The sequence below is a fragment of the Herbaspirillum sp. UBA812 genome (assembly GCF_002296545.1).
GTDB classification, from domain to species: domain Bacteria; phylum Pseudomonadota; class Gammaproteobacteria; order Burkholderiales; family Burkholderiaceae_D; genus Herbaspirillum; species Herbaspirillum huttiense.
Genome location: NZ_DBIC01000220.1, coordinates 1 through 8,167, shown reverse-complemented (window position 1 = coordinate 8,167; position 8,167 = coordinate 1). Strand labels below are relative to the sequence as shown.

Here is an 8,167-nt window from a genome sequence, read left to right as displayed (position 1 = left end):
CCGGCAGGATAACGCAAACCTTCATATCCTTATGAACGCTGCTGCGCCACGATCTCCGCACGGTCGAAATCTGCGCCGAAGTCATCCACCTGCACGCTCTGGTCGCCATAGTGGGCAAAGGCATCGACCGCTTCCTTCTCCTGCTGCGAGATCAGCTGACGTTCCAGCGCCAGCGCACTCCAGGCCGGGACTTCCAGCAGGCTCTGCGGCATCGGTGGCAGCTTGCCTTCCTTGATGTCGGCCTTGAGGCGATGCTCCAGTTGCTGCACCACCGGTGCGAGCACGAAGGCTTTTTCGCCGCAGGCCAGCGGATCGCCCTCGCGCGGCAGGTAGGCACCGGCCACCAGGCGGCTGCGGCTTTCCCCCGGGGTCTGCATGGCCTGGGCCACGCGCGTGCCGAGCACATCGGAAGGCTTGCGATACGGCAGGCCCAGCGGGAAGATCAGCACCCGCAGCAGTACCGCGATGAACGGATTGGGGAAGTTGTGCAAGACATCGATGATGGCTTCCTGGGCGCGATGCAAGGCATCCTGCACCGACCAGTCCACATAGGGCAGGTCTTCTTCCTGCCGGCCCTCATCCTCGAACCGCTTCAGTACCGCCGACACCAGATAAAGCTGCGAAACCACATCACCCAGCCGCGCCGAAATCCGCTCGCGGAATTTGAGCGTTCCGCCCAGCACGCCCATGCTCACATCGGTGAGCAGCGCAAACGCCGACGACAGATGCACCACCGCACGGAAATAGCCCCGCGTGGCGCGCGCGGCATGGCTGGACGAGGGCAGCAGCCAGCCCCGGCTGATGCCGCCCACGAAGCTGCGCGCGGCATTGGCGGCCACGAAGGAGAGATGTCCGAAGAGCAGGCGGTCGAATTCCTGCACGGCGCGCTCGCGGTCTTCATTGGCGGCGGTGGCCAGCTCCTGCAGGACATAGGGATGGCAGCGGATCGCCCCCTGGCCAAAGATGATGAGGCAGCGCGTCAGGATATTGGCCCCTTCCACCGTGATGGCGATGGGTACCTGCTGATACGCGCGTGCCAGGAAGTTGCCCGGCCCCATGCAGATGCCCTTGCCGCCGATGACGTCCATGCCGTCATTGACCACCATGCGCCCGCGCTCGGTGACGTGGTACTTGGAGATGGCCGAGATGACCGAGGGCTTCTCGCCCGCATCTACCGCCAGTGCCGACAAGCGCCGCGTGGCATCCATCATGTAGAGATGCCCGCCCATGCGCGCCAGGGCTTCCTGCACGCCTTCGAACTTGCCGATCTCGATCTTGAACTGGCGCCGCATGGCGGTGTAGGCGCTGGTGCCACGCACGGCCAGCTTGGAAAAACCGACGCTCGAGGAAGGCAGCGAAATCGCCCGCCCGGCCGCCAGGCATTCCATGAGCATGCGCCAGCCGCGTCCGACCTGCCCGGCACCGCCAATCACCCATTCCATCGGAATGAAGACATCGCGCCCCTCGGTCGGCCCGTTCTGGAAGACCGCATTGAGCGGCCAGTGACGGCGTCCGGTGATCACGCCCGGATGGTCGGTCGGGATCAGTGCGCAGGTGATGCCGGGCTCGGCGTCGCTGCCCAGGAGGCCATCCGGATCGCGCACGCGGAAGGCCAGGCCCAGCACGGTGGCAATCGGTGCCAGGGTGATGTAGCGCTTGCTCCAGGTGACGCGGAAGCCCAGCGTTTCACGGCCCTCATGCTCGCCCTTGCAGACGATGCCCACATCCGGGATGGCGGCCGCGTCCGAACCCGCATAGGGACTGGTCAGCGCAAAGCAGGGAATCTCCAGCCCCTGCGCCAGGCGCGGCAGGTAATGATTTTTCTGGGCGTCGGTGCCGTAATGCAGCAGCAATTCGGCCGGGCCCAGCGAATTGGGCACCATCACCGCGATGGCCGCAGCCGAACTGCGCGAGCCCAGTTTCATCACCACCTGCGAATGCATGTAGGCCGAGAACTGCTTGCCGCCGTATTGACGCGGAATGATCATGCCCAGGAAACCCTTGTCCTTGATGAACTGCCAGGCTTCGGGCGGCAGGTCCTGGGTCTTCACGCTGGTGTCCCAGTCGCTGACCATGGCGCACAATTGCTCGACCTCGTTGTCGAGGAAGCTCTGCTCTTCCGGCGTCAGACGCGGCGCGGGCAGGTCGAAGAGGCGCTTCCAGTCCGGCTTGCCGGAGAACAGTTCAGCATCCCACCAGACGGTGCCTGCCTCGATGGCATCGCGTTCGGTGGCGGACATGCGCGGGGCGATCTTGCGGAACAGGTCCAGCGCCGGGCGCGTCATCAGCGACTGTCGGACGGATTTGATCGCCACCAGCAGCGTGGGCGTGAAGAAAAGGATGGCCAGCAGCACCAGCACCGGCAATTCGATCTCGGCCAGGCGGGCGCCCAGCCAGATCAGGACCGCTTCAGCGACCAGCCAGACCCAGGCGCTGGCGCGCATCATCATGAGGGCCAGCGCGCCGGCGATGAGAAGAATGAGCCAGATGATCATGTCGTCTCCTGTACTGTTGTCGTTGTGAGCATGAGGAATGCAGGCTGCCGGGAACAGTGTGGCATCGATTGCCGACAGCGCCAAGCCGCTCCCCGCTTGGTCACCCTCCTGCTTCCCGAACCTACACCGCCAGCTCATCCGGCGGAATCGGACAGAGCAGCCTCACACGGTCAGACAACGCCCGACATGCCGCGGCCCATGCCATCCATTACAATCGCGCCATTGCAGACTGCAGCACCGGAGAACACATCATGAAATGGGAAGGCAATCGCGAAAGCGACAACGTGGAAGACCGCCGTGGCGAGGATGGCGGCGGGGGCGGCGGTGGCGGCTTTGGCTTCGGCGGGCGCTCCATCGGGCTGGGCACGGTCGCGGTGGCCCTGGTAGCTTCCTACTTCCTGGGCATCAACCCGCTGACCATGCTCAACCTGCTCTCCGGCGGCGGCTCGCCTGCGCCGGTACAACAGCAGGCACCGGCCCACAAGCCTTCGCCCAATGACCAGATGGCGCGCTTCGTCTCGACCGTCCTGGCCGATACCGAAGATACCTGGGGCCAGATCTTCGCCAACAACGGCAAGCAATACGTGCAGCCCAAGCTGGTGCTGTTTTCCGGCAGCACGCCGACCGCCTGCGGCACCGGCCAGACCGCGACCGGCCCCTTCTACTGCCCCGGCGACCAGAAGGTGTATATCGACTTGTCGTTTTATGAACTGATGAAGCAGCGCTTCAAGGTGTCCGGCAATTTCGCTCAGGCTTACGTGATCGCGCATGAAGTCGGGCACCACGTGCAACACCTGATGGGCATCTCTGACAAGGTCGATGCTGCCCGCCGCAATGCCACCGAAAAGCAGGCCAATGCCATGTCGGTGCGGCTGGAACTGCAGGCGGACTGCTTCGCCGGGGTCTGGGCCTATCACGCCAACCAGGCGCGTCACATCCTGGAAGAAGGCGACATCGAGGATGCCTTGAATGCCGCCTCGGCCATCGGCGACGATGCCCTGCAACGCCAGGCGCGCGGCGTGGTCGTACCGGATTCCTTCACCCATGGCAGCTCGGCGCAGCGCGTGACCTGGTTCAAGCGCGGCATCTCCGAAGGCAAGGTCAGCGCCTGCAACACCTTCGCCGCCAAGGAACTTTGATTCACTGACAACTGACATCACAACGAGGAGACCTCCCGCATGACCCTATCCTACTGGTGCATCCTGATTGCCGGCCTGATGCCGGTGTTCACCATCGCCGTGGCCAAGTATGGCCGGCGCGACTTCGACAATGCCGAACCGCGCGCCTGGCTGGACAAGCAGACCGGCGTGCGCCGCCGCGCCGACTATGCGCACCGCAACCATTTCGAGGCCTTCCCCTTCTTCGCTGCCGCCGTGCTGGTGGCGCAGCAAGTGGGCGCAGCGCAGGGACAGATCGATAGCGCCGCGCTGGTCTTCATCGCCGCTCGCATCCTCTACACGGTGCTGTACCTGACGGACAAGCCCTCGGCCCGTTCGGCGGTGTGGATCATCGGCTACCTGAGCGTGATTGCGCTGTTCGTCATCGCTGCGCGCGCCTGAGACGGGAAGCTTCGATGAGCCACCCTGCCGCTTCCCGACTGCATGCCATGCGTGCATCATTGGATGCCCTGCGCACCGGCCAAGGAAATATCGCCAGCCTGTGCAGTACCTGGCGGGCCCAGGAAGAGGTCATGACCGCCCTGCCGCCGCGCTATCGCCAGGTCGCCGAAGACCTGCTGGGCCGGCTGGAAGCGGGCAGCCTCTTCACCGAAGAAAGCTGTTCCTTCAGCCAGAAGGACCTGACCGACAGCCTCTCCACCTGGCTGGACAAGGCGCAGCAGACGCTGGAAAGCGCCACCTGAACGTCGGGGCGGCTGGACAAATGGCCGCGCCGGGCGTACCGTACCGGTCCCCCGTGCCGCCTGTTGCGGCCGGGGTTTCCGAAAGAAAGCACATGCAAAAGATCACCTTCCCGCTGCAGGGCCATCCCTACGTCGAACTGAACCAGCTGCTCAAACTCTGCGGCCTGTGCGACAGCGGCGGTGCCGGCAAGCAACTGGTGGCCGACGGCCAGGTCAAGGTCGACGGCAAGCTGGAAACCCGCAAGACCTGCAAGATCACCGTCGGCCAGAAAGTCACCCTGGGCGACGTGCAGATCACGGTGCTGGCCGAATGAGCCCGCACGCCGGCGTCGACGCGATACTGGACTTCTGGTTCGGCCCCGATTGGGAGCAGCTCCCCGCGCATCAGGTGGCCGAACGCCAGAAGAAACTCTGGTGGAGCAAGAACCCCGACATCGACGCCGAATGCCGCACCCGCTTCGCCCCCCTGGTGCAGCAGGCGGCCGCCAACCAGCTCGATGACTGGACCGAATCCCCGCGCAGCATGCTGGCCCTGATCCTGTTGCTGGACCAGATGCCGCGCAACATCTACCGCGACACCGCCCAGGCCTTCGCCCACGATGAACTGGCACGCCAGGGCAGCCATCTGGCGCTGGCCATGGGCCTGGATGCAGAGTTGCCGCCGCTGGCCCGGGTGTTCCTCTACCTGCCGCTGGAACACGCCGAAGACCTCGACGACCAGGAGTACGTGGTGCAGCTCATGGGCGCACTGGCCAAGGCGGCCAGCGCGGAAGACAAGGCGACCTTTGACGGCTATGCCGACTATGCGCGACGACACCATGCCGTGATCGCGCGCTTCGGACGCTTCCCGCACCGCAACCGTATCCTGGCGCGCGAGAGCACCCCGGAAGAAGTCGACTTCCTCAAGCAACCGGGCTCTTCCTTCTGAAGTTTTCGATAGCAGCGCACTGATTCGGGGTTTTGCTGGAGCGGCATTTTCTTTTTCCCTAGACTCGCGGGCTTTCCTTTCCCAGGATTTCCCATGCGCGGTCGCTCCCGAGGTTTCTCGATGATGGAGGTGCTGGTGGCCATGCTGGTCATCGGCACCGGTGCGCTGGCCATCGCCATGCTGCAACTGCACGCGCTGCGCAGCAGCCAGGACAGCAGCCTGCACGCCCGTGCCACCCTGATGGCGCAGGAACTGGCCGAACTGCGCGCAGCCTTGCCGGCCACCGCTGGCGTCGCCGATCCCCTGTTGTTTTCCCTCGCGGCGGGCAAGCCGTTCACGGCCCATGCCGATTGCGAACAGAGTGCCTGCAGCCCGGCCGATTTCGCCCGGGCCAGCCTGGCCGACTGGAGCGGCCGGCTGGTCCGCGATTTCCCGCAAGCGCGCGTCATCGTCTGCCGTGACGGCCCGCGCCCGCCCCCCGAAGACTGGCGCTGCGACGGCCTCGAAAGCAGCCCTGCCGTCCTGAAGATGGCCTGGCACCGCCCCGGCTCGGCCAAGGGGACGGCCGCTGCCGCCGCGCCGCTGGTGAGCCTGAACCTGGGCCGCTGACGATGCCGGCGCGATCCCCCTTCCCGGCGCGCGCGATGCGTCTGCATGAGACCGGACTGACCCTGGTCGAACTGATGATTGCGCTGGCCATCGGCCTCCTGGTGGTGCTGGTGGCCGGTACGCTGCTGCAGCAGGCGCGTGCGGCTTACCAGGAAATGGACGATGCCGGCCGCGTCGAGGAAACCGGCCGCGTGGCCCTGGATCACCTGCAACAGGTGTTGCGCCAGGCCGGCCATCTGCCGCTGGAAAGCCTGCCCGACGGCAGCTCGCAGGCCCTGCTGCCGGGCCTGCGCGGGCTGGATGACAGCCGCCAGGCCGACGTCCTCGATCCGGCCGCCGGACTGTTCGGCAGCAGCACCGGTGACGGCGTCAACCACAGCGATCTCCTCATGCTCGGTTTCTTCGGTGCCCCGCGCGGCAGCCATGCCGAAATCAGCCACTGCAGCGGCGCACAAGCTCCGGTGGGCAAGCCGGAAGAAGCCGCGCGCCACTGGGTCATCTACTACATCGCACCCGGCACCGGCGACGAGCCCGAGCTGCGCTGCCGCTACCAGGGCAAAAACGGCAACTGGACCTCGGACGCCATCGCCCGTGGCGTGGAAGCCATGCAATTGCGCTATGCCATCGACAGCGATGGCGATGGCCGTCCGGACCGCTGGCTGGATGCCTCGGCCATGCCGGGCGAGGCCTGGGGCCGGGTGATCCTGGTGCGTATCGCGCTGCTGGTGCGCGGCGTGCAGCGACGGCCGGCCGCGCCGGGCAGTGAAACCCGCAGCTACGACCTGTTCCTCCCCGGCCGACGCAGCGATCCGGCGTGGCGCGTCACCGAGACCGGGCAGGAGCAGCGGCGGCGTGCGGTCTTTCAAGGCAGCGTCATGCTGCGCAACCAGTCCATGGCGGAGGCCGGGAAATGAAGAGGCCACCATGTCACCCGCGCCAGCGCGGTGCCACGCTGATGATCACGCTCATGCTGCTGAGCGTGATCCTGTTGCTGGGTGCGGCCACCACCTCGCTGCTCCTGCTGGAGGAACGCGGCGCGCGCAACCATCGCGAACGTGCCCAGGCCAGGCTGGCCGCCCAGGCAGCGCTGGAAGATGCCTGCGACGACCTGCGCTACCACCGCCAGATCGATCCCGGGCAATTCACTGCCAGGCGCGCCTGCCGCAGCGATGCCGCCGGTGCCGGCCTGTGCGTGGGCCAACACGACCGCGCCGGCTGGGAGCCTGCACAACTGCATGGGCCCGACGCCCTCTCGGCCACCTACGGCCAGTTCACCGGACGGCGCTATCGCGCCCTGCCCGGCGTGGCGACGCCGCGTTATCTGATCGAACGTCTGGCACCGAAGTCCGACAAGAGCCCCAGCAAGCTCCCCGGCGACGAAGAGGCGCCCACCCTCTATCGCCTCAGCGCCGTCGGCTACGGCCGGCAGGGTGCCATCGTGGCGCTGCAGGCGCTGGTGCAGTTGCCCGCCCGGCCCGCCAGCGTGCCCGCCAGTTGCCCGCTGCGGGCCTGGCGCCCTCTCTATCTTCCCTTGACGGAATGACCATGCATCCTCCCTTGCGCTCCTCTCCGGCTCCGGCAAATGGCTTCACATTGCTGGAAATCCTGGTCAGCCTGGCCATCGTGATCCTGCTGGCCGGGCTCGGCTGGAACGGTTACCTTCACATCGTCAAGAAAGCCAGCCGCGCCGAAGGACGCGCGGCCATCCTCCACGTGCTGCTGCAACAGGAACGGCACTACGCCTACCAGCATCGCTACCGGCCCTTCCAGCCGGGCAGCGCGGCCCAGGGTTTCAAGTGGTATTCCGGGGCCACGCCGCAAACCAGCGCCTATGCTCTGTCGGCACGCGCCTGCGAGGATGAGGATCTGGCCAGCTGCGTGCTGGTCATCGCCACGCCGGGTGGCAGCGGCGTCAACGCCGCCTATGAAGATGCCCAATGCGGCGTGCTGCAAGCCGACAACCGGGGTAATCGCCGCGCCGACGGCAAGGAGTGCTGGTGACCTCATGCGCGCAACCGGATTCTCGCTCATTGAACTCATGGTGGTGCTGCTGATCGCGGCCCTGGTGCTGGCCGCCGGCATCCCGGCGCTGCAACAGCTCTCCACCGAACACCAGCTGGCGGCGGCCGGCAGCGATTTCTTCCACGGCGTGCAACTGACCCGCTCCGAGGCCCTGCGCGCCGGCCGCCGCGCCGAGATGCGTCCGCGCGATGGCCGCGACTGGCAGAGCGGCTGGGAGATCCGGGTCGGACAACAAGGGGTCGCCCATCCTCC

11 protein-coding genes are annotated in these 8,167 nt (G+C 66.3%); 10 read left to right on the top strand and 1 reads right to left on the bottom strand.

Annotated elements, in window-relative coordinates; translation table 11 throughout:
• Positions 1–29: 29 nt before the first annotated feature.
• The gene (locus B3873_RS14470; protein WP_286866889.1) at positions 30–2,495 is read right to left on the bottom strand and encodes an acyl-CoA dehydrogenase; all 2,466 of its coding nucleotides are present in this window, start codon (positions 2,493–2,495) and stop codon (positions 30–32) included.
• Between the two features lie 251 nt (positions 2,496–2,746).
• On the opposite strand from B3873_RS14470, the gene B3873_RS14465 reads away from it, so the two are divergent.
• From B3873_RS14465 to B3873_RS14420, 10 genes are all read left to right on the top strand, one after another.
• The gene (locus B3873_RS14465; protein ID WP_276843935.1) at positions 2,747–3,634 is read left to right on the top strand and encodes a KPN_02809 family neutral zinc metallopeptidase; all 888 of its coding nucleotides are present in this window, start codon (positions 2,747–2,749) and stop codon (positions 3,632–3,634) included.
• Positions 3,635–3,673: 39 nt separating this feature from the next.
• Positions 3,674–4,054: an MAPEG family protein gene (locus B3873_RS14460; RefSeq protein WP_039784256.1), complete on the top strand. Its 381-nt coding sequence runs from the start codon at positions 3,674–3,676 to the stop codon at positions 4,052–4,054.
• 14 nt (positions 4,055–4,068) lie between these two features.
• Positions 4,069–4,356 carry a hypothetical protein gene (locus B3873_RS14455; protein ID WP_134223140.1) on the top strand — a complete coding sequence of 96 codons (288 nt, stop codon included), beginning with the start codon at positions 4,069–4,071 and terminating at the stop codon, positions 4,354–4,356.
• A 92-nt stretch (positions 4,357–4,448) separates the two neighbouring features.
• Entirely contained in the window at positions 4,449–4,670 is a 222-nt protein-coding gene (locus B3873_RS14450; RefSeq protein WP_034335781.1) for an RNA-binding S4 domain-containing protein, read from the top strand.
• Entirely contained in the window at positions 4,667–5,284 is a 618-nt protein-coding gene (locus tag B3873_RS14445) for a DUF924 family protein (protein WP_286866887.1), read from the top strand. Before B3873_RS14450 ends, B3873_RS14445 begins: the two co-directional genes overlap by 4 nt.
• Before the next feature lie 93 nt (positions 5,285–5,377).
• Positions 5,378–5,893, top strand: coding sequence for a type IV pilus modification protein PilV (gene pilV / locus B3873_RS14440; protein WP_039784251.1), 516 nt, complete (start codon positions 5,378–5,380; stop codon positions 5,891–5,893).
• A gap of 35 nt (positions 5,894–5,928) precedes the next feature.
• Entirely contained in the window at positions 5,929–6,807 is an 879-nt protein-coding gene (locus tag B3873_RS14435; protein WP_286866885.1) for a PilW family protein, read from the top strand.
• Positions 6,804–7,436, top strand: coding sequence for a pilus assembly protein (locus tag B3873_RS14430; protein WP_276843926.1), 633 nt, complete (start codon positions 6,804–6,806; stop codon positions 7,434–7,436). Before B3873_RS14435 ends, B3873_RS14430 begins: the two co-directional genes overlap by 4 nt.
• A gap of 2 nt (positions 7,437–7,438) precedes the next feature.
• Positions 7,439–7,894: a type IV pilin protein gene (locus B3873_RS14425; RefSeq protein WP_039784388.1), complete on the top strand. Its 456-nt coding sequence runs from the start codon at positions 7,439–7,441 to the stop codon at positions 7,892–7,894.
• Between the two features lie 4 nt (positions 7,895–7,898).
• A partial coding sequence (locus tag B3873_RS14420) for a pilus assembly FimT family protein (RefSeq protein WP_286866881.1) occupies positions 7,899–8,167 on the top strand: 269 nt, incomplete at its 3' end.

What these genes read in the sequence shown, in the direction of transcription:
- B3873_RS14435 (WP_286866885.1), top strand. Translation starts at nt 5,929, where the DNA reads ATGCGTCTGCATGAGACCGGACTGACCCTGGTCGAACTGATGATTGCG.
- pilV (WP_039784251.1), top strand. Translation starts at nt 5,378, where the DNA reads ATGCGCGGTCGCTCCCGAGGTTTCTCGATGATGGAGGTGCTGGTGGCC.
- B3873_RS14470 (WP_286866889.1), bottom strand. Translation starts at nt 2,495, where the DNA reads ATGATCATCTGGCTCATTCTTCTCATCGCCGGCGCGCTGGCCCTCATG.
- B3873_RS14425 (WP_039784388.1), top strand. Translation starts at nt 7,439, where the DNA reads ATGCATCCTCCCTTGCGCTCCTCTCCGGCTCCGGCAAATGGCTTCACA.
- B3873_RS14430 (WP_276843926.1), top strand. Translation starts at nt 6,804, where the DNA reads ATGAAGAGGCCACCATGTCACCCGCGCCAGCGCGGTGCCACGCTGATG.
- B3873_RS14465 (WP_276843935.1), top strand. Translation starts at nt 2,747, where the DNA reads ATGAAATGGGAAGGCAATCGCGAAAGCGACAACGTGGAAGACCGCCGT.
- B3873_RS14460 (WP_039784256.1), top strand. Translation starts at nt 3,674, where the DNA reads ATGACCCTATCCTACTGGTGCATCCTGATTGCCGGCCTGATGCCGGTG.
- B3873_RS14445 (WP_286866887.1), top strand. Translation starts at nt 4,667, where the DNA reads ATGAGCCCGCACGCCGGCGTCGACGCGATACTGGACTTCTGGTTCGGC.
- B3873_RS14455 (WP_134223140.1), top strand. Translation starts at nt 4,069, where the DNA reads ATGAGCCACCCTGCCGCTTCCCGACTGCATGCCATGCGTGCATCATTG.
- B3873_RS14450 (WP_034335781.1), top strand. Translation starts at nt 4,449, where the DNA reads ATGCAAAAGATCACCTTCCCGCTGCAGGGCCATCCCTACGTCGAACTG.